Genomic DNA, 24583 nt, shown 5'->3' on the forward strand with positions numbered 1-24583 from the left:
AAATTTAATTATTGGAGGAACGGAAAATGAAGATTGGTGTATCGGAATGGAAAGCATTGAAAAAAGAAACAAAGTTAAAGTTATTGCGTTATGCGATGTTAGAAAGCAAGTATAAGTATGCAAAATAAAAGCTCTTCATTTGCAAAAGCAAACAAAGAGCAGAGTCATGAGTGACCATCTGGGAAAGAAATTGGCACATTTCTTTCCCTCTTATTTTAACATATAAAAAGATGTAGAGAAAAGGGGCATGTAGAATGGAAGAAGGTCGTATTTCCTTTCAGCAAGGGGTTAAAGAATTTCTTATTATGATGGTTTGTTTTTGGTTCATTATGTTTCTCATGTATGGTGAAAGCCTGTTACAATAGAATGGAGTCGAAAGTCTAAATACCCTTAGGTAGCTCTCATAGGTGTAAGATCTATGGGGGCTTTTTAAATAAGAGATATATAAAATTTCACGTACCGTAATGTAAAAAAAATAAAATACATAAGCTATAGTCTACATTTAATTTTGTGCTTAATTAATTCGCTTAATGGATTCGGTCTCGTCTGTTTTGGATACTATTTTGTGTGAAATGGAGATATTATTTTTATTTTGGATAGATTTCTTGCGAAATATGTACCTAGATCCGTATTTCAATTTAAATATGATAGTATTACACTTAGTATGAGCCTTATATTTTATTATTTTGTACTAATCATGGGGGTATGTATATGCGTAAATTGTTCAGTGGAAAACGTGTACTAGAAAGAGAAACAAACGAAGGTTCATCGTATTTTGTAGTACCAGAAGAAAAATTTCAGAAGTATGTGGTGCTATGGGGATATTTAATCCCACACGGAGTTTTCAATCAGCCTAATAAATGGGTAAATACGTATACAATCAACCCATTGGATAGATATGTTTTAGTAACAGAATTCAATCCTGAAGAGTATGAATATATGATTTATGAAGAAACAAGGGTTGCTAGAGAATTGCATCAGATATTAGAGCCTTATGGAATAGATATTAATAATGAATTTGAAGAGTTCGTAAAGTTAAAAGAGATTCCAAAAGCAGCTATAAGCAAAGTGAAGGACTGTTTATTAGAAAAAGAGTGTATGAATGAGTATCCAGAAGACTTTCCAGTAATAGACGGCTATGAATATATAATTGAGGGACAGAAAAAGAAACTTTTTGTTGAAACTGAAACTTATGATAATGATGACACACTATATGACCAAACAGGGAATTTTAATCATAGTTATATCGTTGAAACTTATCGTAAGACAGTTACAAATGGATTTATTTATGTATTTAAAACGCATGACAATGAATGGTATCAATATTATGCAGCAGACGCTAGTAAAGACTGTTGGATCATGAAAGAAGTATATGATGATGAATTAGACGATTTACCAATTTCATCTTATGAACTTATTGAAACAGAGAAACGTGAAATTCCAGAAGAAGATTTAAAGGCTAATATTAGTTGGGAAGAATTACTCGATCCGAATAGGGAATGTGATTTCTACTACTCTGATAAAATGTTTGCAATGAGTTTCTTAGCTAATGATGGAAGATATAATGTAGTAAACATTGACGGGGAATGGAAAAGATATAGTGAAATGGTCTTTAAAGGAGAAGAACCGTTTTCTAAATGGGATGATTTAGTATATATTGGGACGGCTAAACAAGGGGCAACTGAAGGAAGACAATTTACCCAAGAAGAAATGATGCAATTTGCAGTGTATATGAGAGAAAAGAAAGAGAATTCATTATTGCATTAATCAAATAGGTGTACGAATTAGGATTATGCTATTATACGGATATATTGGAAACTATTTAGGAGGCAACCATTTGGATTTTAAGAGAATACCAGTAGTGTTAAAACGATATGATTTTAAGGAAAAAATGAAAGTTTGCCGAGAACATTCGAAGGAGCTCATGTCTATTAATGGTTTTATCCCTATTAGTGAATGGCCTGGCAAAGCATCGCCGTGGGATTTAGAGACATTTGCTTTGTTTTCTGTTATGACAGTTGGGGAATATTCTGACCGTAGGTTTGATGACATAAAAGGAAGGAAACAGTTCGCTAAAATAATTAATGCAATCAAAAATTATTGCCCTCCAAAATTAGAAGTTTCACAAGATAACAACAGATTTTTAGATTATTTTATGATTGTCGCAGGGTTAAATCAATTTCAAATCCAAGAAGATATAGGTATTAAAATTTACAGATATTCATATATCTTCAGTTTCGAGAATGAATATGTGAATATGAAACAACAATTCATTGGAAAATTCGGATGTAGTTTCGACGAATTTAAAAAATTTGGTTATATTATTCATAGTCTTTTCTCAAAAGAAATCAATAAATCGCTAACACCAGATATCTATGATTACGTAATTAAAAAATACAGGTATGTAATTCAGCATCTTCTTATTGATCGAGCAGATTATGTAGCTCGTCAAGAAAAGATAATACATGACACCACTCAATATATTTATGGCTTTAAATTCTTTTATCAATTTCCTTTTATTTCTTACAATCAGGAGATTTTTCTACCATTGCCTCACCTTATCATACAATCTGTTACATCTTCCCTTTTGTTTAGATTAACAGAAGGGAATGATAAACTTCGCGAACTATTTGGAAAAGAGGTTCTTGAAAGCTATATTTTACACTTATGTGGTTTATCCGAAGGGTTTGATGAGGTCATACCTGAATACTCGTATAAGTATAAAAGAAATAATAAACGTACTTTAGATATAATGATTCGAAAAGACGATAAATGTTTAATGTTAGATAGTAAAAGCATGAGTCCACGGGCTTCTTTAAGGAATCTAAATGATAAAGACGTAGAATATACGGTTAATCGGATGGTTGATGCTGTCATTCAAGTTTACGAGCATATAACTGAGCGTTTTCAAAACGAGTATTACCCATTCGATGTAAAAGTTGACTTGAAAGAAAACATCTTTGGAGCTGTTATTTTAAACGAGGATAGTTATATTCTAAGAGAAACCATAATGACTAGGGCGGCGGAAAAGCTAAAAATTGTTCATGGCAGCGAAGAATATAAATACCTATGCTCTAACGTCAAATTGATGAGGTTGTATGAATTTGAAAAAATGATATTTCAACAAGAAGACGTGTTTCAATTGTTAATAAATAATAGACAGAATGAGAGCAAGTGGTTTGATTTTTCATTCATAAATTATCATGAAAAGAATGATAAGGGAGTAATTGAAGAAATCTCTCAAACAAGCGAAAATATGCAAGAGATTTTAATGGAATTCGCACAGGAATTAGTCAAAGAAGGTCTCTAGTCTATAAACAAGCCATTTCTACAATTGCTATTGTAATACATACTGGATTCGTGTGAAAATTTCTCAATATTTTATTATTTCCCGTTGCAGAATCCTTAAGCTATTAAGGATTCCTTTTTTTGTATCTAAAATCCCAAAATAAAAAGATAAGATCCGGGAACACGATCTTATCTTCAGCACAAGGAGTAAACAAAAGGATAACCATCATATTGTTATTATAATTTATTTTTTGTTAATTTTGAATATTATAACCACAATTAACAAGTATATCTATATTGAGAAATTTATTACAAAATTAGTTATAAATGATTCAAAAATCCAATGTAAACTAATATCAAAAAGTTTACATTCATTTCCGCTTAAACATTGACTTCTATCAAATTTCATTGATATTATAAAAATAGACAAAAAAGTATACATTCAAATCATTGAAAATAAAGGGATTGAAAAACAGATGGAGAAAAAGCAACATTTAATTGATGTACAACCAATTCGGAGCAAAGAACAGCTCGAAGATATGAAATGGTCACTTAAACGTCATTGTTCAGATCGAGATTACATTTTATTCCTAATTGGAATCAATACAGGATTGCGTGTAAGTGATTTACTTAAAATGGAAACAAGTGAAATTTTAAAACTGAAGCGAAAAAAACGAAAAGAATTTAAAGTAAAAGAAGGAAAGACAAAAAAGGAGCGGATCATAAATATTACATCCATTTTTGAGGAATTACTTCCATATGCTGAAGAACTAAAAAGTACCTGGCTATTTCCTTCTAGAAAAGGAGATAAACCCATTAGTAAAATTCAAGCCTATCGACAATTACAAAAAGCCGGGGATTTTGCCGGAGTCGAATCTTTAGGTACCCATACCATGCGTAAAACATTCGGATATTGGTTTTACAAGCAAACAAAGGATATTGCTATGTTACAAGAAATATTGAATCATAGTACACCACAAATTACATTAAGATACATCGGCATTAATAAAGAAGAAAAAGATAATGTACTTGATACATTTCGTATCTGATTAAATTTAGATATTTTGTAAATAAAAGTGTAATATAAAAAAAGTATGATATTCTCATTGAATTAACTAGATCTATTCGTCTGAAAACAATGTATCTATACATCAACAAAGGAAAATCAAATCTTAAGTTTTTTAAAGGGGATATTACATTGGAAAAAATTGCAGAAAAAATTTATAAAGATAGAAAATTTTATAATATATCACAAGCCCAATTATGCGAAGGGATTTGTACAACGTCTTATTTAAGTTCACTGGAAAATAATAAAATAGCCCCCAACCCACTAGTTACTAACTTGCTTTTAGAACGGCTAAATCAATTGAAAGATAAATTAGAAATAATTGATTACAATATAAAAAATGAAGATATAGGGAAAATAATTTATGAAGAGAGAATAAAGAGTGGCATTCGTCAAGATGAATTATGCCATAATATTTGTTCTACAGCTTACTTAAGTAAAATTGAAAACAAAAAAATTATTCCTACCTCACATATTACAAACTTACTATATAAGCGATTAGATGAAATTAAAAATAATAATAATTGTGTTTTAAACGAAGAAATTCAAATTGAAAAACTATATGATAAACTTCTCTATTATATAGCCAAAAATGAATTGAAACGAGCAGAAAAAATTTTAAACACAGGTCTCCAAAAAACTGAAAATAAATACCCTAAAATGTATTACTTATTTTCATTACAAAAATACCAAAATTTTCACCGTGAATTTTACAGACGTTTTTTAGAAACGAAGGCTATTCCTTTTTTCAAAGAAATAGACGATACAAAAATTTTAGGAGTATTATACATAGAGCTTGCAAGGTATTATGAAGAAGCGAATAATTTCAAACTAAGTTGTGAGTATTATAACAAGGGACTTTCTTGCATTAAAATAAATACAAAATTATCACTTTCAAAATTACATAATCTTCAAGTTCCCTTAAAGCAAAGAAAGCCTTTGAAAATGAAAATAAATCAACCATTAGATACCCTTACAAACAAGGAATTAGAGATATTAAACGGTTTAGCGAAAGGGTATTCTAATCAAGAACTATCTGAAAATTTAGGATTAAGTCATAATACAGTAAAAAATCATATTTCAAATATCTTAACAAAGTTAGATGTAAAAGACAGGTTAAATGCAGTATTGAAGGCACTATCATATGGATGGATAAAAATCCCCTATCAATAACAGAGGAGTCATCGTTGCAATAACCAAAAGGATTATGCGAATTGAGATAATAGAACTATATTTAGAAAAATAAGGAGGAAAAGAGATGCTTAATAAACCAATGGAGTTTGCAAAAGTAATTCGCTTTGATAATAAAGGTTTTTTCACAAAGCCATACAACTCTTCTTGTTTTTCTCATTCATTCCCATTTCTTGATGTAGAGATCACAACGTTAACTAATAATAATCAAATTTTAGATAATGAAAATATGATTATAAGACCTCACCTTGATAATCCTAACTCATCCGGCTGTTTTGCTTTTTTAAATGAATATAATCATAAGTTATTCCAAGAAAGGGGTGCCATGTATTTTCGATCAAAACATAAAAAAAATACAATGTACTTAAATACAGAAGAAATAATTTGGGTTAGAAATTTAAATCATAAGAATCAACCCTTCTTTGCTCAATACAATAAGAATTATGTATTTGAGGAGAAAAACTACGAATTAACAGAATATATAGAAACAGTTGATGTAAAATTGAATTGGGTTAGAATGCCCGTAAAACTTGCATTGGAGCGAACAAAATTATATAAAGAATATTTTTCTATTCAAAAGGGAATTCCAGAGTATATCACGGAATTTTACTTAACAGAGCAACAAGTAAATAGATTAATTAGCCCGTTTCATATGTATAAATGGCAAGTAAAAAAATTGTGTCTACATTTATTTAAGACAAGAAACTTAAAAGAACACTCCAACCGAGACCGTACTATACGTTAAAGCCTAATTTAATTAGGTTTTTTATTTTGTCGAAAAAGTGTCGAAAACAATATGGATAATTTTGCTTATTTTGTCTTGCAAACAAGACGAAATGATTTTATAATAAATATAAGAAAACAAAGGAGGGATCTACAACAAATAATGGATGAAATGAAAAATGGAGAATTAGAGGAAGCTCTATTTTCCGTTTATACAACAAGAGAAGCTGAAAAAATATGGGGACTTGCGGAAAACACTGTTAATAAGTGGTGCAACCGAGGCAAGTTCTTTGAAAACGAGGCAAGAAAAAGCGGTAAAGTTTGGTTAGTCACACGTAATGGAATGAATAGACTAACTCGTAAGTAATAAACAAGAAAAAGCCCTTACCACCGCCAGATAGTCGGGACTTTTTCTCCTACATCATTAACTAAGAAGGTGATTTGATTTGCAGTTAGATTTGTTTCGTGAAATTGTGGTGGATAATTTTGCTGGAGGAGGTGGCGCTTCGACAGGAATTGAAATGGCAACGGGGCTTTCAGTTGATATTGCTATCAATCATGATCCAGCAGCCATTGCGATGCACAAGGTAAATCATCCAACGACAGAGCATTATTGCGAAAGCGTTTGGGATGTTAACCCTGTTGAAGCGGTCAAAGGAAGAAAAGTCGGGCTTGCCTGGTTTTCCCCGGATTGCAAGCATTTTTCAAAAGCTAAAGGCGGCAAGCCTGTTGAAAAAAAAGTAAGAGGGTTAGCTTGGATTGCTGTTAAGTGGGCAATAGCTGTTAAACCACGTGTGATTATGTTGGAAAACGTAGAGGAATTTAAAACATGGGGACCTATAAAAGATGGTTACCCTGATGCAAACAAAAAGGGACTTACGTTTAATTCATTTTTAAAGTCGTTAGAGGCATTAGGTTATGAAGTTCAATTTAAGGAATTAAGAGCATGTGATTATGGAGCACCAACGATCAGAAAGAGATTTTTCATGATTGCTAGATGTGACGGAAAACCAATCGTATGGCCACAACCAACTCATGGAGATCCAACAAGTTTAGCCGTAAAAGCTGGAAAGTTAAAACCGTGGCGTACAGCAGCAGAAATAATCGACTGGAATATCGGTACCCCTTCAATTTTTGAAAGGAAAAAGCCATTAGCTAAAAACACCATACTTCGTATCAGTAGAGGTATTCATAAATTCGTAGTGAACAATGATAAGCCATATATCATTGATGGTAAAGCTTGTTTTATTCAACATTACTATACACATCAAGGGAAGGAAACAAGGGCGAGTGGATTAGATAAACCGTTAGCAACAGTACCAACCTCAAATAGATTTGGTTTAGTAACAGCTTTCTTAACAAAATACTATGGATCTGATGTAGGACAAACAATTTCAGAACCGTTACACACTATTACAACTAGAGATAGATTTGGACTTATCGCCTTAAAGGGAAACAACTATAAGATCACAGATATTGGAATGAGGATGCTTCAACCGCATGAGTTATATGCAGCTCAAGGATTCCCAGATAACTACATTATTGATTATGATTTTTATGGGAAACCTTATCCTAAAAAAGAACAAGTTGCCAGATGCGGAAACGCAGTACCTCCACCATTTGCCGAGCAACTAGTAAGAGCAAATTTACCAGAAATGTGCGTAGTAGCTGAAGAAAATAAATTCAAACGTGCTGTAAATATGTAATTTACAACACAAACGTTATTTTGTGAAGGTTGAATTTTATTATAAATAAGGAGGAATACAAATGTATAAGCTAATTGTAGTTTATAACTCTCCAAAACTCGATATGGATGTAAAAGAAGAATTTACTTATGATTCAAAAGAAAAGTTTAATAATGCTTATAAGGGGATTGTACTTGCAAATCATGAGCTAGGTGTTGAGCATGTGCAATATGATTTTGAGATTAATATTAATATATAAAACTAAACACAAGTGTTAATTTAAACGAGAAAAAGTCCTTACCACCGCCAGATAGTCAGGACTTTTTCTCCTACATCATTAACTAGGAAGGTGATTCGAATGGCAAATACCTTATCTAAAGTTAACAATTGTAATTCCATTATAACACACAATCAATCAAAAGAATTAGAGCATATAAGTTTCAAACAAGATGCTTTAAAGAGTTATAGATCCTTATGTGAATGGTTTGGAATTGAGGACTGTATTAATTCTCAAATTTGGTTCTTTGGAACGTTTGGTATTGCTATAGCGATGCTTTTTACTACATATTTGATTGCTGGGTTTCTCTATGGGTTTTAAATTTCAAAATCAGAGGAGGAGCGAATATGAAAGCAGCTAAAGCAAAACGTGGAGAATTTTATGTTCATAAAAAGAATGGTTGGATATATCAGGTATTAGGATATGCAAAAATGTTTGAACATGAAGAACAAGATATCATAATCCTTAAATGTATGAGGGATAATATAACCGTTACTTTAAGCGCTGAACTTTTCGAGCTTTATATAAAAGCGAATAAATTCTTAAAAACAAAAAACATACTTAATAATTTGAAAGTTAGTTTATAACATTACACATTTTGGAGGTATTTTTATGGAAAAGACTATTTCGGTTCCAACAATTAAAATTGGTGACTATGTACAATTTTCAGATCGCAAGAATCCTTCTTTAAAATTAAATGGTTATGTAGTAAATATTTTAACTAACACAATTATCGTAGATGTTTCAGAAACTATCCAAAATAAGGGGTATAAAGAATTAGACGTTCGGCATGTTGTAAAACACGGTCGGTATAGAAAAATTCGTTCTCGTAAAAAACAGGCTTCTTAAAATCATAAACAATTGCTAATGGAAGTGTGGATCTCATGAAGGAATACATGAGTGGACATAAGAAAAAGAGTCCTAATAATAACGGACTCTTTTTCTTATGTATATCTTTATTAAATTTACTTTTATGTTCTGTTTATTTTATAAATTGCTCTTTATGAAACAGAGTCAATTTTAGTAAAGATACAATTCTAAATATGCGTATGAATATTTAATTATCTCCACCTTTATTTAATATATCTATCTCACATTCCAGTTCTTTAGTTTCCATATTTAAAAAATCCATTGTCATTGCAAGAACTTTTCCATCTTTCTCTCTCTTAGATCCCCATAAACGAACAACTCTATTGATATTACTATCTTCATATGTAATTTGAACTGTTCTTAATTCCTCTCCATCCACAAATTCACGATGTATCCAACATTCTTGAAATTTTAAATTCTCATCAGATTTATGCATGTTATAATTGAAAATTGCTTCTTTTAGTTCTGGAAAGCCCAAACCCTTTTTCTCTAAAGCAATATACTCAAAGTCCCAAAACTTTCTAAAATGATAGATAAGCTCTTTTTGACTTTTCATTATAACTCCTCCACCCAATATTTTTTAAAGTATTATGTATATTTTATATCTGTGACATGATTGATTTTTATATATTGTACATTATCATGTTGGTTCTTAAATCTTAATTCATTACAGACCATATCGTAATAATGAATATACCCCACTTCGGAATATACCTTGTTCTCTTTTTGGTATGAAATACTTACTTGCTTATTTTCAGCCATTGCACAACATACAATATCATTTATAAGATCTAGTTTTTGTTCATCTAAAATAGGCATCGGTACTTCGTTTTGTTTTTCATACATTTCATTTAATCCTTCAAATTGTTCTTTTATGGCTGAAAATGGAACCCAACGCATCATACCTCTATCAATCATAATCTGTATTCCTCCTTATGCTTTATGTCCACCTATTTTTCCGTTTCTTTCTCTTTGTGTAGCCCCTTTAATATAGCTAATTCCACGCATAATTGAATTTTTACCATATCTATGCCGGATTCCGTCCATTGTCTTTGCTAATTTCCTTTTAGTATCTTTTTGGGACGTATCTTCGAACAGTGACATTTGAATTGCATCGTCCCTGGTCAAATTCTTTAGTGTGATGTGTATTTGGCGCACCGGATGACCAGAATGAAACTTTTTTAATAAGCTTAAACAAGCAGCATAGACATCTTCCGTTAAACATGTCGGTTGATCTAAGGTAATCGCTCGTTTAAAACCTCCACCGATGTATTTGCTATAGCCTATAGAAAGCTCAACCGTACGACAGCATTTATCCATAGATCGTAAACGAAAACAAGTTTCTTCGATTTGTTCTAAAAGAAGTAATTTTAATTTATTTGGGCTGAAACAGTCCTCTAACAAGATTTGTCCTTTTGTAATAGAGGTACTTTTTGGAATGTATTTATTTGCAATCCGGCTCTCATCTATACCATATGAGAAGCGATATAACTCTTCACCCTTTACTTTGCCAAACCTCTTAATCAGATTTTCTTTAGGCGTTTTTGCAACTTCCTTTAAGGAAAATAGTCCCATGCTGTGCAATGCCTCTTCCGTAGCCTTTCCGATTCCCCATACTTTGCGAAGGGGCTTAACTTCCCATAATTTTTTCGAAACATCATCGTATGACCACATTGCAATTCTAGAGTTTGAATGTTTACTTTCCACATCTAAAGCCACCTTTGAAAGAAATAAGTTAGGTGCAATTCCAATAGATGCAGTTATACCCGTTGTATCATATATCTCTTTTTGAATTCTTTTCGCAATTACAATTGGATCACGTCCGAAAAGATGCGCTGTTTGTTGCATGTCTAGAAAGCACTCATCTATTGAGTAAACGTGTAGATCTTCAAGCGCTACATATTTTGTATAGATTTCAGTAATTTGATTTGAAATTTCAACGAATCTTTTCATTGTTGCATTCACAATAATAATGTTCGGATCTTTTGGGATTTCATATAATCTTGTTGCTGTAGAAATGCCCATTTTTTTAAGTTCGGGAGTGGCAGCAAGCACGATAGATCCATTTCTATTTACGTCACCGACAACAGCCAATTTTACTTTTAAGGGATCTAATCCCCTCATGACACACGCACAACTGGCAAAAAAAGAACAAAGGTCTATGCAGAGTATCATTCGATTCATGCACTTTGAATAATCAAACATCGTTTTAGCCTCCAAAAACAGAACGTTTGTTCTTATTATAAACCTTTTGTTTTGTGTTATACAATCATTTTATAAATGATTTTTTAAAATAATATGGTACGTGAAATTTTAGATTCGTAAATAACCACAAAAATTTCACTATAGTAATGGTTTCACTGTAAAATAAAGTTACATACGCAACATAAAAAGGGTGGGGAATATGAAGAATACGAAAGTCATAGATATAGACAATCTAAAGGTGGAAATTTCAAAATGGGCTAATCATAGTATGAGCATTAGGGGAAGGGATACATTAGTTGCTTCTGATAAATTTTGGGATAAAACGTTTATAGATTTGCAAAATAACAAAGAGGCTTTAAAAATTCAGTCTTTAATTGTTAAACCAAATACTTTACTATATAGAGTTCACATCGGCGGAAATAATAAGCCAGATTATGATGATTACGATGATCGTGGAGAAGATCAAAACAAGGTCTATGAGTATAAATATAAGGAATGGTTAGACGAAAATAATGTTGATGCTATTCGTTTCGATAATCATTGGGTATCATTTACAAAAGATGTAGATGTTATTGGTTCAGATTATTTTGGTGAAAAAAAACGTAGAGGATTTGTTACAGTGATTGCTTCTAGTAAGGCAATTGATATTTCCTCTTTTAGAACTAAGGGATTTGATGAGAAAGAGGTTGTTGCACCAATGGACAAAGAAACAGAAATAGAAACATTGTCTTTCCATGACTTCATTAAAAAGTATGGTACTGGAAATTCTGATTATGAAAAAAGAGAAAAAGCTAAACAATCTTGAAAAAATAAAGACTAAAATCCTCCTAATATACAAAATCAAAATATAATGAATCTCTATAAAGTATAGAGGCGACAATTACAGTTAAATTTCGATAATCATAATCTTTTTTTAAGTTTTGTAGTTATTCAATCAGATTATTATAAAAAGCTCAAACCTCTTGGTACCAAAGAGGTTTGAGCTTTTATTTTTTCTGTAATATGAGTTGCAACAAGATGCAAGTATATTTCAGCGTATCGCATCTTGTAGCTATTACTATGAATGCTAGATTCCACGAAATTATTACATATATTTTTTAATTATTAGTTTCTATATTTTATGCTTACATATTCCTATAAATTCCTTTAAAGTGAAACTGTTTTAACAATGGGATTTTTGGACAAACTATTACTACAAAATCCTATCCAGAGGTGAAGAAATTGGAATGGTTTGTTATAAAACCCAGGAGTAAGCTAGGCAAATTTTTAGATCGTCATGATTTAACGCAAGAAGAAGTTTCAAAAGTTAGTGGTGTAAGCAAAAGTACATTAAGTCGTCTTTGTAAAGGGAATGCCTTTCATCCTTCATTTAAAAATCAAAACAAGCTTATTAATGCATTACGGAGGTTAACAGGTAAAAACATCAATCATACAGATTTCTGGACTTAATAAGGGCTACTAAACTATGTAGTCCTTTTTAACAATTTAGTTGCCAAAAATCTATATTTTTTGTAATTCAGTTGCAAACTATAGAACTTCTTTTAAAAGAAATGTACGTACATACACATTATATTTCATTCCATAACTCTCTAACTTTTGTTCACGATAGTCTGATATTGTAAAAAATAAAACATTTGGTACGACATCACTTTGTTTTTTATATAGTTTTGCAATTAAACTATAATACTGTATTTTTTCTTCATTATTCTTCATATGTTGCAGCCTATCAATCTCAACAAAATGCGGTATCTGATCCACTAAATAATATGCATCTGGTACAATTATTTTTTCTTCATTCTGATATCTAAATTTTATAACTTGCTCTGTTTTCCAGTCGGGAAATCCAAGCCACATCCAAGCTTCATTTCTTAAAAGTATATGTTCAAGTTGATATTTCTTTTTTCGTTCATCTGAATTTAAACCCAATAAAGCAAGACCCTTCTTGTTTAGATAATAAACATACTCCCGGTTGTGCGAGGTAACATGGCAATATTGCCGTAGATCCTTTAATACACGATTGGCATTTCGAATACTCCCTAGACAGTGGATTGCTTGCAATTGCCTTCTGGTTGCAAATTCCAACTTACTTAAACTCGATAAAATCTCGATTTGTCTCGCTCTCTGTTTGAGCTTCTGGTGCCTCATTTTGCTTCACCACCTTGTATTGCTTTAGTAACGCCCACATATCTTTATCCTTTAAAAAAGGTACCTGGATTTCTTCTGTACGATCAGTCTTAAATAATGCTCTTCCTGGAAGAGAAGGCAAATCTTCAAGCCCTGATTCATCCAATGCAACTTGTGAAGCTACCGTTGTAGGTAAACGAAAACCTATTTTTGCATCAGAGTTTTGCTTAATTTGTCTTGGTAATGTATCAGCAGTCGGATATTGGGTGCAAAATATAAGTCGAAACCCTAAACCACCTCCGATTCTTGCGACTTCGGACAACATCTCCTGGCACAAAAATAATACATCACGTTGTTTTTTAGGTAATCCCTGTGTAGGACATAGATTTGCTCCTTCATCTACTATGATAAAGCAGCGCTCTTTAATTGATGTATCTATGATATTGGTAAAATAGGACTTTTTCATCATTTCGATCTGTTTTACCATCTTTTCACGTACCCTTATCAACATTTCTAATGCCTGTTCTGGATTTTCAGCTACTTCTACAACTTGGGATAGCTCTTTGTAGGGACTAAATTCCAGCCCTTCTTTTAGATCGATAATATAAAATTTTACGTGTTGAGATTGTTGCAAAATCAAACTAGTCATCACGTTTTTTAAAAATACTGTTTTACCAAACCGTGTCATACCCGACACGCACATATGCGGTGTTCTCTCAAAATCATGATACACATGTTTATCTAACGCTTTGCCCATCATAACTCTCCATGTATGCTCTTTTAATAGATCCTTAGACCAATTCCACAATTCGGGTATTTGTTGCTTAAATACACGAATATGAAGTTCTCTTTGATAAAACGATATTTTAACAGGTTTATATAATCCTTCTTCTAATACTTCAGCTAACTTTTTAATAAGTTGGCTAGGTACACCAAGTGGTAACTTGTAAACATAATTCATACTTATGTCATCTTCGATTTCTTTTATAAAAATGGGGTATTGTAATTCACCTTTGTGCTGTACGCATACCTTTGTAATTTCAAAAAAAGTTGCAATTTTTTTCTTGTCACTCGGTCCATTACTTTGGTAAAAATAAGCTACAGTTATAAAGGTTGCTGGAATTAATAAAAGTGATAACATTTCCTCCATACCTCCTTAAGGTAGTTGAGCTTGTATGGATGCTTAGAAAAAACGTTCAAGATGCGTTAGTATAATCATTTTCAACTACCAGATGTAATTCTAACGTAGAAACACATCTAGTATATCCATTAGAACGTACCAAACAGTTCCAATTAGCAGACATTTTAGACCCGCACGTAGCAACCAACCTGGAAGGTGAAAACCTTTCTTTTTCAATAATTTAATTCCCAAAACTGATACGCCGGTAGTAGCATAAACAATTCCTAATTCTCCAATGATGGTCATTTTAGTTCCATCCTCTCGGTTTAATAGATAATTTGCCTTCACGATCTCTAAATAATTGATAATCATCTAACAACTCATTCCATGAAACTGGATATTCATCACCATATAGATCTTCTTCGATTTTTCGACTTAAATAGTAATAATATTTGTATTGCCGATCTAGGTAAACATCATGGCGCAACATATGATCTCTTATAGCACAAACATTTTCTTCCTTCTTCGTTTCGTTATACATTTGTTTAAGTGCATTTGAAGAATAAAGATACGGAGTACTATACAACACTTGATAATGATTCATATTTCCTCACCATCCATATAAAATTCTAGGCACATTAATAAATATGATGAAAGCTCTACTTTTTGAATTTGTCTCTAAAAAAATACAAAAATATACTATTAATATTTCACTTTATTCAATATTAACGAAATGTAAAAATGCATTTTGTAAAAACTTTGTAAATGTTATACTATAATTGGATAAATTTATATTATTCTGTTCAAAAAAACCAAAAATTTCACTACACTACAGTCTTACACCCAAACTCAGAATATTCAGAATAATATTGAAACATAGACTTTAATAAAATATATAATTGCTTTTCTGTTATTATTTTATTATGAGAATATTCCCATTATTTTACGGGATATGGGATGATGGGGGAGAAAGATATGAACGTTCATGTGAAAGGGAATGAACAAGGGAATGAACAATTGATTCAGACTTTAAATGAATGGTACTTTAAAATTCGAGCAAGAGATCTTGATGAAGCAATTTATTTAAAAGATGAGATCGACTTAGTTATAAATGAATTTAAAGAAGATCAAAATTTGATGTTACATTACTACCTCATAGATTTTCGCCATAATTATTTACTTAACAACCTAGGCATTTCTACGGATAGTTTTGACATTATTAATACATTTTCTATACCACAGGATAATTTTTTAACATATTATTACCATTTTTTTAAAGCGATTTACTATAATGCAATCGGAAATTATCCATCTTCAAGGAATTTCTATGATAGAGCGAAACCCTTATTAAAATATATTAATAACGAATTAGAGGTTGCTGAATTTCACTATATGTTAGGATATACATTGTATGATTCATACAATGGCTTTTTAGCCTTACAAGAATTATCAAAGGCTAAAGAAATATTTTCTAAATACGCTGAATGTGAAACTAACCTTGCTTTTTGTAATAATCTTTTGGGATTAACTTATGCAGAGTTAGATGAATTTGAACTTGCGAATAAGCATTATACATTAGCATTAAACACCTTTGAAACAATAAAAGAAGAGACGTTCATACTAATGGTAAAACAAAACATAGCTTTAATGCATGCCAAACAGGAACGTCCTGATTTAGCAATTCAATATCTTTCAGAAGTTAATAAAAAAATGCTAAACAACTATAAAGCTTTATTCGTAGAAGCAAGAGAATACGTTAAATTACTCGAAAAAGAAGAAGCTTGTGAGCGTATCGAGCGAGGCATAAACATCTGTAAAAATCTTGGTATTGAAGAGTATTTACATCATTTTCGCATCTTACAAGCATTAAATGATAATGTAGATGCTTCACAATTAGAAATTATCATTTTAGAAGGTATTGAATATTTTGAAAAACAGAAAATATCAGAGTATACTAAGGAATATCAAGAGCATTTAGCGCATAGATATTATGAGCAAAAGAACTACCTTAAATCGTGCGAATATTTCGAGTTGTCTAGGAAAACGAAGAATATATTTTAAAAAGGGTGATTTAAATGAAGAAACTACATCATAAATCTATTGGACTGTTAATAGCTGTGGCTTTAACATTTAGTGTACAAACTCCGGTAAGCAAAGTTGTCAAAGACCTAATTGTTCAATATGCACATGGAAACGGAGGGGGATAATCCCCTCTATTTTTATTTACACACAAAATAAATTTTAGATTTAATTTACCTTGTTAAAATCTTTTAAAATAAGGAAAGTTGCTCTTCCTCATTCTGAATACTAATTTTAACTTTATATGTATAATACTTTCCCATTCTGGACTCGATTTCCTTTTCCACTTGTTTGATAGCAGCATCAGGGGTATTTGCTGTAATGTATACAATATCCGGTTCATACACTTCACAATTTGGAGATATAATTGTAAATTCCACTGGGTACTTTTCCATAATCCTCATTCCTTCTTACGCTTCAATATTATAAAAAATATCCTAAAATACATATGGCAAATATAACACTACCTACAACTATAATTAAAGATATTATGCCAAATAACAAATAACCGAGATAATAAAACCCTAAACAAGTAAAAGCAATAATCAATAGAATACCTATGATTTGTAAAATAAATGCTTTACATAAATATAATATGCCGATAAGTAATACCCAAAACCAAACGGACTTTAAAAATCCAGCTCTTTTTTGGGGTTTATTCACTTGAGTTTCCATTTGCTCACCTCTTTTATTCTTGTAGTAGCATATTTCCTTAAAGTATAAAGAAATGGAGTGCCTTTATAGAAAATAAGCACTCCACCCTGTTAGTATGCATTGTTGTCTTTTGCTTTTTGAATTTTAAAAATCCGCTTCTTCACTATCTTCTTTAGCAATACCACCAATTACCTCTGTAGCATTTATAATTTTACCTTCTTTAAGATCTGGTTCTTCACCTTTAAAATCTGTTTGTTTTTGTATAGTAACAAACCCATTGGAAAGTAACTGATCTAATTTATTTTCAACTGTGTTTAAAAGATTTAATCTCTTTTCTACACTTTCTAATTTTTGCATTAGTTGCTCATACCGTTGCTCATTTTGTACTAAATCGACAACATAGCTTGTTAATTGCCTACTACTAGACTTTTCATTAAGGATTTCATATACGTCATCGGGCATGTTTTCAGCACCTAATGCCATTTTTCTCCTTTTAGCCATATATTAGCACGTCCTTTTATTCTAAGCTAACTGTTCTTTTGTTTCATCAATTGCTTTCAACTCTAAAGCAGCTAAGTTAATTGTTCTGGATGTTGGGGCGAATATTTCTTTTTCATCACGCTTGATAATATCACTTAAGAAGAAATGATTATTCTTTGCAGCCGTTTCATTCATATGATCTAATAACGCCAATCTAATATATGGTTCTAAAACTGGCGCTTCCCCACCAATATAGATGAATTTTAAAACTGTATTTGTACTTGAAGGAATAAACACATCTAGTACTTTAGCAACTAAAATTTTTGCATATTCTTGTAGTGCTTCTACAATTTCAGAAGTAAAATCATGCTCTTGACCTGTATTTTCATCCGTTAGCACGTACTCTTGATCCTTATAATTCTTAACAATAAATGTTTCTAGTGTTCTTAAGTCTTTAAAATATTGAAGTACTTTCTCTTTTCTAAATCGGTCAATATACCCTAAAAATGGTTCAATATCGATTACTTGGAATGAATCTCTGTGTTTAGGTGTAGTAAGCCCTTTTCCTAAACGTACAGCATCCGTTGATCCTCCACCAATATCAGTAAGTACAACTTCGAAATCATCAAATTTTTCAGCTTCCAAACGTTTCTCAATACTGATTACATCTGAATTTTTATCTTTTGCTACCATTTTGTATTTCAATGAATGTCTAGCAATTTCTGATTCATTTCGGCATTTTGCTGTGTTAACAGTAATAGTTAACTCTCTTTCCATACCTGGTGTTAAAATTTTAACCTTATGTTCACCTATAAATCTTTGCTCCATCATCTTGTGAGCAATGCTAAATTTCTCTTCACGTTTTAACAACCATATTGGTAACATCATGCTCATATATTCGATTTCAACTTCATTATCGTCTTTATCAGCGTTCAGTGCGTGATAATATGCAATTGCTCCTAAAAAGCTTATATAAGGAATTGGGCTTTTAATTTTATCGTGCATTTTATTTACATGAGAATTTGCTAATTGATTATCTTCAGCTAATCGTCCCAACACATAATAAGATTCTTCTCCGTCAATTTCAGTTGAAATTAATAAACTATTTAACAAATCCTCTGGATTTAAAATACGTTCAACAAGTAAATCTTCCGCTTTTTTCTTAGAAACTTTTACTACATTCGTTGCCAATTCAAAGTAATAGCCATCCACTGTGAAATTATTAAAACTGTTTCCGAAATCGGCTACTTTTCTTCCAATTTTCATTAAAAATTCCTCCCTTTCGTATCTAAGTACGACTTAAGTATCACTTATAATCTTATTTTAGCACATTTAACCAAAAAAACAACTGTTTTCTAAAAATAAGTATGACTTAAGTCGTACTTATTTTTAGAAACTTTTTATGAAAGGAAAACACTTATTAATAATCGAATTAAACGAATAACGAACATTCAACAACATGACGAACATTGATTTTAACCATTAACGATAAAACGCCAACTTGAAATAACGTATTAAAGACATAAAACGAGGTGGTGACGACGAATGACGACTAGGGAAGATCACACAGAGGAATCGTGGCATGGCAGCCAGGACAGTACGTATAAAAAAACTTATTCTCTTGCTGATATTGCACGGATACTTCAAAAACCCCGTACAACCATTCAAGCTTGGAGAGATCAATTCAAACCATACTTAGCAACAGTACCAGGAACAAAGGGAAGAACCCTAAGATACCAAAGGGAATCTCTAGAGCTTTTTAAGCTAATAGCCAATATGAAGGATGCCCAAGAACCTCCTGATGTAATTGAGAACGTATTAAAGGGAACTGTAAACTATATTGTGGTTGATGAAGAAGCTACACAGGATGAACTTATGGATAAACCCATTCTTCAAATAATGTACGAGAATATGAAAGAAGTTGCAGTACATCTTCAAAATCAAGAAGCGCTAAATCTACAGCTCATTCAACATATGAAAGAAGTTGAGGCAACTAATAAAATACTTCTCTCCAAAATTGAGGAACAACAAAAGATTTTTGATTCTACAATAAGTAGTAAAGATCAACAATTATTAGAACTAATTCAAGAGGTGCAAGAAACCAAAAAATTAATAGCATCTAGTCAACAGGAAAAATCCTGGTTTACTAAACTATTTAAAAAGTAATTGTGATTCAAAGTGTGGTATAGAAATTTAGGGAAGATTGTAAGCTACTTACAATCTTCCCTTTGTATTTTATAAGTTTGATAAGCTTCGCTAAATAATTACAAATTTTTATTAGAACATCTTATTTATTAAATCTTGTTTTTAAAAAATAAAACCAATAAAAACATTAGAAATAAAATAAAGCCTTTGACTCTTACTCTTACAAGCGATATAGAATTCTATCTTAGTAAATTTCTAAGTTAAAATGTGGGTAAATTTTGGGATGTTCATTTTTAAAAGGGAAGATTTCTTTACTAGAATTTAAAACAGAAAATGAAAGTTTTCGATGAAAAATATGGATATTTTTTTCTTTAAGTATCTGAAGGAGCTTGAAGAGAGTGGAGGATAAATAATGACATGACGAATAGCCTTGCTATGTGTGATTTTTTCAAGCAAGGCTAATTGATAATTATTTTTTAAAAAATGAGGTTTACAGGTTTGGAATAAGCATTTTTTTGAATAAATCAAATGGGATTTTACTATTATTCTTTTTTTCTATCCCCATTTTTGCAAGACGTTTTTGAGATTCAATTGTTCTTTGTTTTTGATAAAACTTTAATTTGTCACTAAACATTTTCATAAAATGAGCAGGAGCGCTATAATCAGCTTTGTTATCTCTGAACCATTTAACAGATTCTTCAAAAGCCCACTCACCAGACGTTTCTAAATTATTTAAATCTGGTGGCAATCTTAAAGCAATTACATAAGCATCTTTTTCAGTTAAATTTGTTACACGTTGACTCATCATATAGTGGTAAGCCTTTTTTTGATCTTCACTTAAGTAAGTTTCTAAGTCTTCTTCTCGCTCTGTTTTAATATCCAAAATATCTAATCCAGAGGAAACAGGTATTTGACTTTCCTCTTCAGATTTACTTTTTTCTTTAAAAGTTTTTTTCTTTAAAAACTCTGTAAAAGTAGAGCATATATCAATAGCTAAAGCCCATTTTACCTTGAAGTATTCAATAATTTTTAAATAATTGTTATGTATAGTCAAGATGTAAACGGAAGGAGCAATCTTTCCGTGCCGTCTTACCTTTATTTGTTGGCATACTCCTAAATCTTGCAGCCAATTCAACACGTAATTAATAATGGGTTTAGAAATTCCTGATTTTTTACAAATGTGTTCTTGCCTTACTTGGGCATAACCTTCTTGTACCAAATAAGATAAGATAGTCTCAAAGGCTTCAAATTGTCTTTTGGTAAGGTAATCTTTTGTGGTAACACCTTCATATTCATCATGGACAATATTATCAATATAAGAAGTAACTTTCTTGATTGATTGATTAATAGTTCCCGGTGTTTTGGGTAAATGTTTAATTCGAGGACTTAATTCAGCTTTTGCTCGACTAAGCAAAAAGTTGTTTAATAACACAGAAAAAACCTCCTATTTTTTTCCACCACAAAGAAACAGAAAAATGCTGGAAAAGTAGAGGTTTTTATTCACATTATATATATTAGGTGCTATAATGGTTCTAGATAATATATATTTTGATATGGATAAAACCCCTACTCTCTTAGGATTTTTAATTGATTCAGCGGCCAAACTGAAAGATCAATTAAAAATGGCTTGTGGTAGGGTTTTTTTATTTGTAATAATTTAACCGATAAATTTATTTATGCATTAATTTTATAACTATTAAGATAGAATATCAATCTAATAATTAGTATTTTTTACTTAAACAGTTTGTTTATAGATTAATTGAATTAAATTATGGCGTGTAATCTTCAAAAAGGTCTCTAATTTTTAGAGACCTTTTTTTGTAGTTCATGTTGAAGGTAATTCGTGAAATTAACGAAATCTACATGTAGCTGATCGTACTTATATCCAAAAAACTTAAGGTATTCAGTCAGTTCTTTTTCTAACTGTTCTTGTTTTTTATCAGGCAACAAAAGAATTTCTTGATGTAGCTCTTTTACTTTTGTATATATGTCTTGTTTCTTTTCATGTTCACTTATTGTCAAATATAATTCTACATTATTAATTATGTCTTGTTTATGCTCAATTTTTTCTGTAGCTATTTCATTATTTAGAGTAGGTGTGTCACTTATTCCTATTAAATAGTCAGCGCTAACATCAAAAATTTGTGCTATTGCAGCCAAAATGTTGTATGGTGGCTCTGAACCTTTCTTTTCCCAATTGGATACAGATGCAGAACTAAAAGAAGATCCTACAACTTCACTTAATTTTTCCCCTAACTCCTTCATTGACCAACTACGTTCTTGGCGTAATTTTCGTAAACGCTCGCTAAAAATATTCATATTTTTAGTCCTTTCATATAAATTCAAATTCTGAATGTGTTAAAAATACTAAAATGAGTATATGATACATATTATTTTGTATATATTTAAGTAAATAAAACTAAAATATTTTATTTTTTAGTAAATTTTACTTGTTTTTCACTTTAAAAGTGATGTATACTTAATTTATACTAATCGAGAGGAGGTATTTAATACTTATGCTATTAATTGAACGGAAATCAAAAGATTACTCTTTAACACAACTCGGTCAAAAAGTTAACATTAAACCTCAAGTTCTTCATGCGATCGAGAAAGGAAAAACAAGTGTTAATTCCGAAAGGGCAGAAAAAATTGCTGAGTTTTTTAATAAACCGGTCGAATACTTTTTTATACCAACTTATTATCGAGTTCGAGAATAAATAAAAAAGTTAAAGTTACTAAATAAAGTTCCAAAGTAACCATATAAGTTTAATTATAGTAAAAATAACTAGTAATTCAAATAGAATTAATGATTAAAAACTGATCTTTGAAAACTGCATATCATTTGAGGGAGCTGTTAGTATGTTGAAACGATCGTATCAAACGTTACTCATTGCTATGAGTATGCTTCTAATTGTCTTAAGTTTTGTATTTCCACTTACTAAGGCAAGTGCTGAAGTTATAAATCGTGAGAAGTACGAAATGGATTGGAGTTTTAGTCCCATGTATGGGAAAAACCTACGGACAGAGTTGTTGAAGAATACGAATGGGCAAATTGCGTATTGCTTAACGTATGGAAAATTAAGTCCAAACGGTAATGATCTTCCGGAAATGGGGCGTACAGATGATATTGTGTATCGGGTTCTTCTAAATGGATATCCACAAAAGAGTCCAGAAGAATTAGGTGTTTCAGACTGGAAAGAAGCGCATTATGCGACACAGCTTAGTGTTTGGACAGCGTTGGGTCAAATTGACATCAATGAAGTTCAGCATCGTAATGGAAATGTTGCGAAAGCTGTAAAAGCTATTATTGGTGGTGCAAATGCAAGCCAGGAAACACAAGAACTGTACATGAATGTAACACCAACAGACAATCAAGAAGCAAAGTTAAACGGTGAGTACTTTGAAACGACAGTGTATAAAATTGAAAGTAACGCTAAGAACGGTGTATTTACAGTTCAATTAGCTAATGCACCGAATGGAACGAAAGTTGTTTCTACAAAAGGTGAAGCGAAACAACAATTCAATTTAGGAGAACAATTCCGTATTCTAATACCGAAATCCTCTCAAACAGGTAACTTTTCCTTAAAAGTAGCATCTAATCTTTCTAATTTGCAGGCAGTCGCTTATCAAGGAACTGATAAAGTCCAAGATGCAACAGTCCTTTTAGAAAAAAATGAGGAAAAAGTGAGTGCCGATCTACAAGTAAACTGGAAATCTCTTGGTGGATTGAAAGTTGTAAAAGTAGGAGAACAAAAAGAATTGCTACAAGGTGCAGTATTTGAAGTCATGAATAGTGCAAATCAAAAAGTAAGCACTATGACTACGAATGAGCAAGGATCAGCAAGCCTTTCTGGTTTAGAAATTGGAACTTATACTCTTAAAGAGGTAAAATCACCTACTGGTTATGTACTGAATGGGCAGCCACAACAAATTGAAGTTAAAACAGGTGAGGTTGCTACGATTACAGTACAAAACGTAAAAGTAAAAGGAAACATTGAGATTAAGAAAGTAAGTGATAACGGAAAAACTCTTCCAAAAGTTGAGTTCACAGTGTATACAGCAGAGGGAAAAGAAGTCACAAAAACAATTACAAACGAGCAAGGGATTGCACAAGTGAAGGATCTTCCGTATGGAAAGTATTATTTTGTTGAGACAAGAGGGGTAGAAGGATACCTTCTTAATCAAACTAAATATCCATTCGAGATTAAAGAACAAGGGAAAACGTTGACGTTTACTGTTGAAAATAAAGAAGTAAAAGGAAACGTGCAACTTTTAAAAGTAGATGGAGAGAATCCAGATAAAAAATTAGAAGGTGCAGTGTTCGTTCTTCAAGATAGTAAAGGGAAGAAAATAAGTGAACACAAAAGTGATAAAAACGGTTTGATTGAAGTGAAAGACCTACCATTTGGAGCATACTCATTTATTGAGAAGCAAGCACCAACTGGCTATGTTTTAACGAAAGAATCTATTCCTTTTAGTATCTCGGAACAAGGAAAGACAATCATGCTAACAGCGAAAAATAAGCACATCATAGGAGAATTAGAGATTAGCAAGGTAGATATTGCAGATGGCAACAATAAGCTTCCGAACGCTGAATTTACTATCTTTAACGAGCAAGGAAAAGAAGTTGCAAAAGGAAAAACGGATGAAAACGGTATTGCAAAATTCAAGCTTCC

30 protein-coding genes are annotated in these 24583 nt (G+C 31.5%); 17 read left to right on the plus strand and 13 right to left on the minus strand.

Going from position 1 to position 24583, the window contains the following annotated elements:
* Positions 1–711 precede the first annotated feature (711 nt).
* The 11 genes from CN409_RS26945 to CN409_RS26990 all read left to right on the plus strand — a co-directional run bounded on the left by CN409_RS26945 (position 712) and on the right by CN409_RS26990 (position 9079).
* Positions 712–1767: a hypothetical protein gene (locus CN409_RS26945; RefSeq protein ID WP_074596398.1), complete on the plus strand. Its 1056-nt coding sequence runs from the start codon at positions 712–714 to the stop codon at positions 1765–1767.
* A 70-nt stretch (positions 1768–1837) separates the two neighbouring features.
* The gene (locus CN409_RS26950; protein WP_240518670.1) at positions 1838–3310 is read left to right on the plus strand and encodes a hypothetical protein; all 1473 of its coding nucleotides are present in this window, start codon (positions 1838–1840) and stop codon (positions 3308–3310) included.
* A 454-nt stretch (positions 3311–3764) separates the two neighbouring features.
* Positions 3765–4337: a tyrosine-type recombinase/integrase gene (locus tag CN409_RS26955; protein ID WP_074596395.1), complete on the plus strand. Its 573-nt coding sequence runs from the start codon at positions 3765–3767 to the stop codon at positions 4335–4337.
* Positions 4338–4486: 149 nt separating this feature from the next.
* Positions 4487–5527 (plus strand): response regulator transcription factor, encoded by a 1041-nt coding sequence (locus CN409_RS26960; RefSeq protein ID WP_061529264.1) that lies wholly within the window; start codon positions 4487–4489, stop codon positions 5525–5527.
* A gap of 85 nt (positions 5528–5612) precedes the next feature.
* The gene (locus CN409_RS26965) at positions 5613–6290 is read left to right on the plus strand and encodes a hypothetical protein (protein ID WP_074596394.1); all 678 of its coding nucleotides are present in this window, start codon (positions 5613–5615) and stop codon (positions 6288–6290) included.
* A gap of 51 nt (positions 6291–6341) precedes the next feature.
* Positions 6342–6635 (plus strand): helix-turn-helix domain-containing protein, encoded by a 294-nt coding sequence (locus tag CN409_RS26970; protein WP_239696334.1) that lies wholly within the window; start codon positions 6342–6344, stop codon positions 6633–6635.
* Between the two features lie 79 nt (positions 6636–6714).
* Positions 6715–7974: a DNA cytosine methyltransferase gene (locus CN409_RS26975; RefSeq protein ID WP_074596393.1), complete on the plus strand. Its 1260-nt coding sequence runs from the start codon at positions 6715–6717 to the stop codon at positions 7972–7974.
* A gap of 61 nt (positions 7975–8035) precedes the next feature.
* On the plus strand, positions 8036–8212 hold the full coding sequence (locus tag CN409_RS32035) for a hypothetical protein (protein WP_167319670.1): 177 nt from the start codon (positions 8036–8038) through the stop codon (positions 8210–8212).
* Positions 8213–8311: 99 nt separating this feature from the next.
* Positions 8312–8551 (plus strand): hypothetical protein, encoded by a 240-nt coding sequence (locus tag CN409_RS26980; RefSeq protein ID WP_074596390.1) that lies wholly within the window; start codon positions 8312–8314, stop codon positions 8549–8551.
* 26 nt (positions 8552–8577) lie between these two features.
* Positions 8578–8817 (plus strand): hypothetical protein, encoded by a 240-nt coding sequence (locus CN409_RS26985; RefSeq protein WP_074596388.1) that lies wholly within the window; start codon positions 8578–8580, stop codon positions 8815–8817.
* 25 nt (positions 8818–8842) lie between these two features.
* Entirely contained in the window at positions 8843–9079 is a 237-nt protein-coding gene (locus tag CN409_RS26990; protein ID WP_048536220.1) for a DUF2187 family protein, read from the plus strand.
* 208 nt (positions 9080–9287) lie between these two features.
* Here the strand turns inward: CN409_RS26990 and CN409_RS26995 are convergent, their stop codons facing one another.
* Genes CN409_RS26995 through CN409_RS27005 form a run of 3 tightly spaced genes read right to left on the minus strand, consistent with a single transcriptional unit; the run spans position 9288 to position 11305 of the window.
* Entirely contained in the window at positions 9288–9656 is a 369-nt protein-coding gene (locus CN409_RS26995) for a hypothetical protein (protein ID WP_074596384.1), read from the minus strand.
* A gap of 32 nt (positions 9657–9688) precedes the next feature.
* Positions 9689–10018: a YolD-like family protein gene (locus tag CN409_RS27000; RefSeq protein ID WP_074596382.1), complete on the minus strand. Its 330-nt coding sequence runs from the start codon at positions 10016–10018 to the stop codon at positions 9689–9691.
* Positions 10019–10033: 15 nt separating this feature from the next.
* Complete coding sequence (locus tag CN409_RS27005; protein ID WP_074596380.1) at positions 10034–11305, minus strand: Y-family DNA polymerase; 1272 nt, start codon at positions 11303–11305, stop codon at positions 10034–10036.
* Positions 11306–11504: 199 nt separating this feature from the next.
* On the opposite strand from CN409_RS27005, the gene CN409_RS27010 reads away from it, so the two are divergent.
* Together CN409_RS27010 and CN409_RS27015 are read left to right on the plus strand one after the other, a co-directional pair.
* Positions 11505–12110, plus strand: coding sequence for a hypothetical protein (locus tag CN409_RS27010; RefSeq protein WP_074596377.1), 606 nt, complete (start codon positions 11505–11507; stop codon positions 12108–12110).
* Positions 12111–12526: 416 nt separating this feature from the next.
* Positions 12527–12754 carry a helix-turn-helix domain-containing protein gene (locus tag CN409_RS27015; protein ID WP_000454673.1) on the plus strand — a complete coding sequence of 76 codons (228 nt, stop codon included), beginning with the start codon at positions 12527–12529 and terminating at the stop codon, positions 12752–12754.
* A 78-nt stretch (positions 12755–12832) separates the two neighbouring features.
* Here the strand turns inward: CN409_RS27015 and CN409_RS27020 are convergent, their stop codons facing one another.
* The 4 genes from CN409_RS27020 to CN409_RS27035 all read right to left on the minus strand — a co-directional run bounded on the left by CN409_RS27020 (position 12833) and on the right by CN409_RS27035 (position 15153).
* Positions 12833–13450 carry a replication-relaxation family protein gene (locus CN409_RS27020; RefSeq protein WP_074596375.1) on the minus strand — a complete coding sequence of 206 codons (618 nt, stop codon included), beginning with the start codon at positions 13448–13450 and terminating at the stop codon, positions 12833–12835.
* Positions 13389–14570, minus strand: coding sequence for an FtsK/SpoIIIE domain-containing protein (locus tag CN409_RS27025; RefSeq protein WP_074596373.1), 1182 nt, complete (start codon positions 14568–14570; stop codon positions 13389–13391). The genes CN409_RS27020 and CN409_RS27025 overlap by 62 nt, the downstream gene beginning before the upstream one ends.
* Positions 14571–14669: 99 nt before the next feature.
* Positions 14670–14855, minus strand: a complete 186-nt coding sequence (locus tag CN409_RS27030) for a hypothetical protein (protein ID WP_074596370.1) — start codon at positions 14853–14855, stop codon at positions 14670–14672.
* 1 nt (position 14856) lies between these two features.
* Positions 14857–15153 (minus strand): hypothetical protein, encoded by a 297-nt coding sequence (locus tag CN409_RS27035; protein WP_074596367.1) that lies wholly within the window; start codon positions 15151–15153, stop codon positions 14857–14859.
* Positions 15154–15524: 371 nt separating this feature from the next.
* Between CN409_RS27035 and CN409_RS27040 the strand changes: the two genes are divergently transcribed.
* A complete protein-coding gene (locus tag CN409_RS27040; RefSeq protein WP_074596364.1) occupies positions 15525–16610 on the plus strand; it encodes a response regulator aspartate phosphatase in 1086 nt (361 codons plus the stop codon).
* A gap of 209 nt (positions 16611–16819) precedes the next feature.
* Here the strand turns inward: CN409_RS27040 and CN409_RS27045 are convergent, their stop codons facing one another.
* The 4 genes from CN409_RS27045 to CN409_RS27060 all read right to left on the minus strand — a co-directional run bounded on the left by CN409_RS27045 (position 16820) and on the right by CN409_RS27060 (position 19028).
* Positions 16820–17023, minus strand: a complete 204-nt coding sequence (locus CN409_RS27045) for a hypothetical protein (protein ID WP_074596362.1) — start codon at positions 17021–17023, stop codon at positions 16820–16822.
* Positions 17024–17051: 28 nt separating this feature from the next.
* The gene (locus tag CN409_RS27050; RefSeq protein ID WP_074596360.1) at positions 17052–17303 is read right to left on the minus strand and encodes a hypothetical protein; all 252 of its coding nucleotides are present in this window, start codon (positions 17301–17303) and stop codon (positions 17052–17054) included.
* A gap of 123 nt (positions 17304–17426) precedes the next feature.
* Entirely contained in the window at positions 17427–17783 is a 357-nt protein-coding gene (locus tag CN409_RS27055) for a hypothetical protein (protein WP_074596359.1), read from the minus strand.
* Positions 17784–17804: 21 nt separating this feature from the next.
* On the minus strand, positions 17805–19028 hold the full coding sequence (locus CN409_RS27060; protein ID WP_074596358.1) for a ParM/StbA family protein: 1224 nt from the start codon (positions 19026–19028) through the stop codon (positions 17805–17807).
* A gap of 279 nt (positions 19029–19307) precedes the next feature.
* Here CN409_RS27060 and CN409_RS27065 point away from each other — a divergent pair, with 279 nt between their 5' ends.
* Positions 19308–19928, plus strand: a complete 621-nt coding sequence (locus CN409_RS27065) for a DUF3967 domain-containing protein (RefSeq protein WP_074596357.1) — start codon at positions 19308–19310, stop codon at positions 19926–19928.
* Between the two features lie 469 nt (positions 19929–20397).
* Here the strand turns inward: CN409_RS27065 and CN409_RS27070 are convergent, their stop codons facing one another.
* Both CN409_RS27070 and CN409_RS27075 read right to left on the minus strand, forming a co-directional pair.
* On the minus strand, positions 20398–21339 hold the full coding sequence (locus CN409_RS27070; protein WP_074596356.1) for a Replicase RepFR55: 942 nt from the start codon (positions 21337–21339) through the stop codon (positions 20398–20400).
* A 365-nt stretch (positions 21340–21704) separates the two neighbouring features.
* Positions 21705–22226, minus strand: coding sequence for a helix-turn-helix domain-containing protein (locus tag CN409_RS27075; protein WP_074596355.1), 522 nt, complete (start codon positions 22224–22226; stop codon positions 21705–21707).
* 197 nt (positions 22227–22423) lie between these two features.
* On the opposite strand from CN409_RS27075, the gene CN409_RS27080 reads away from it, so the two are divergent.
* Together CN409_RS27080 and CN409_RS27085 are read left to right on the plus strand one after the other, a co-directional pair.
* Entirely contained in the window at positions 22424–22624 is a 201-nt protein-coding gene (locus CN409_RS27080) for a helix-turn-helix transcriptional regulator (RefSeq protein ID WP_074596352.1), read from the plus strand.
* Between the two features lie 142 nt (positions 22625–22766).
* Positions 22767–24583, plus strand: a 1817-nt coding sequence (locus CN409_RS27085) for a thioester domain-containing protein (protein ID WP_098217958.1), incomplete at its 3' end; no start/stop codon positions are given.

Source organism: Bacillus sp. AFS012607, assembly GCF_002558005.1.
In the GTDB taxonomy this organism is placed as follows: Bacteria; Bacillota; Bacilli; order Bacillales; family Bacillaceae_G; genus Bacillus_A; species Bacillus_A thuringiensis_S.

Excerpts from the sequence above, each read along its gene's own strand:
- CN409_RS26945 (WP_074596398.1), top strand. The coding sequence starts at position 712 with ATGCGTAAATTGTTCAGTGGAAAACGTGTACTAGAAAGAGAAACAAAC.
- CN409_RS26955 (WP_074596395.1), top strand. The coding sequence starts at position 3,765 with ATGGAGAAAAAGCAACATTTAATTGATGTACAACCAATTCGGAGCAAA.
- CN409_RS26965 (WP_074596394.1), top strand. The coding sequence starts at position 5,613 with ATGCTTAATAAACCAATGGAGTTTGCAAAAGTAATTCGCTTTGATAAT.
- CN409_RS26970 (WP_239696334.1), top strand. The coding sequence starts at position 6,342 with ATGGATAATTTTGCTTATTTTGTCTTGCAAACAAGACGAAATGATTTT.
- CN409_RS32035 (WP_167319670.1), top strand. The coding sequence starts at position 8,036 with ATGTATAAGCTAATTGTAGTTTATAACTCTCCAAAACTCGATATGGAT.
- CN409_RS26980 (WP_074596390.1), top strand. The coding sequence starts at position 8,312 with ATGGCAAATACCTTATCTAAAGTTAACAATTGTAATTCCATTATAACA.
- CN409_RS26985 (WP_074596388.1), top strand. The coding sequence starts at position 8,578 with ATGAAAGCAGCTAAAGCAAAACGTGGAGAATTTTATGTTCATAAAAAG.
- CN409_RS26990 (WP_048536220.1), top strand. The coding sequence starts at position 8,843 with ATGGAAAAGACTATTTCGGTTCCAACAATTAAAATTGGTGACTATGTA.
- CN409_RS26995 (WP_074596384.1), bottom strand. The coding sequence starts at position 9,656 with ATGAAAAGTCAAAAAGAGCTTATCTATCATTTTAGAAAGTTTTGGGAC.
- CN409_RS27000 (WP_074596382.1), bottom strand. The coding sequence starts at position 10,018 with ATGATTGATAGAGGTATGATGCGTTGGGTTCCATTTTCAGCCATAAAA.
- CN409_RS27005 (WP_074596380.1), bottom strand. The coding sequence starts at position 11,305 with ATGTTTGATTATTCAAAGTGCATGAATCGAATGATACTCTGCATAGAC.
- CN409_RS27010 (WP_074596377.1), top strand. The coding sequence starts at position 11,505 with ATGAAGAATACGAAAGTCATAGATATAGACAATCTAAAGGTGGAAATT.
- CN409_RS27020 (WP_074596375.1), bottom strand. The coding sequence starts at position 13,450 with ATGAGGCACCAGAAGCTCAAACAGAGAGCGAGACAAATCGAGATTTTA.
- CN409_RS27025 (WP_074596373.1), bottom strand. The coding sequence starts at position 14,570 with ATGTTATCACTTTTATTAATTCCAGCAACCTTTATAACTGTAGCTTAT.
- CN409_RS27030 (WP_074596370.1), bottom strand. The coding sequence starts at position 14,855 with ATGACCATCATTGGAGAATTAGGAATTGTTTATGCTACTACCGGCGTA.
- CN409_RS27035 (WP_074596367.1), bottom strand. The coding sequence starts at position 15,153 with ATGAATCATTATCAAGTGTTGTATAGTACTCCGTATCTTTATTCTTCA.
- CN409_RS27040 (WP_074596364.1), top strand. The coding sequence starts at position 15,525 with ATGAACGTTCATGTGAAAGGGAATGAACAAGGGAATGAACAATTGATT.
- CN409_RS27045 (WP_074596362.1), bottom strand. The coding sequence starts at position 17,023 with ATGGAAAAGTACCCAGTGGAATTTACAATTATATCTCCAAATTGTGAA.
- CN409_RS27050 (WP_074596360.1), bottom strand. The coding sequence starts at position 17,303 with ATGGAAACTCAAGTGAATAAACCCCAAAAAAGAGCTGGATTTTTAAAG.
- CN409_RS27055 (WP_074596359.1), bottom strand. The coding sequence starts at position 17,783 with ATGGCTAAAAGGAGAAAAATGGCATTAGGTGCTGAAAACATGCCCGAT.
- CN409_RS27060 (WP_074596358.1), bottom strand. The coding sequence starts at position 19,028 with ATGAAAATTGGAAGAAAAGTAGCCGATTTCGGAAACAGTTTTAATAAT.
- CN409_RS27065 (WP_074596357.1), top strand. The coding sequence starts at position 19,308 with ATGACGACTAGGGAAGATCACACAGAGGAATCGTGGCATGGCAGCCAG.
- CN409_RS27075 (WP_074596355.1), bottom strand. The coding sequence starts at position 22,226 with ATGAATATTTTTAGCGAGCGTTTACGAAAATTACGCCAAGAACGTAGT.
- CN409_RS27080 (WP_074596352.1), top strand. The coding sequence starts at position 22,424 with ATGCTATTAATTGAACGGAAATCAAAAGATTACTCTTTAACACAACTC.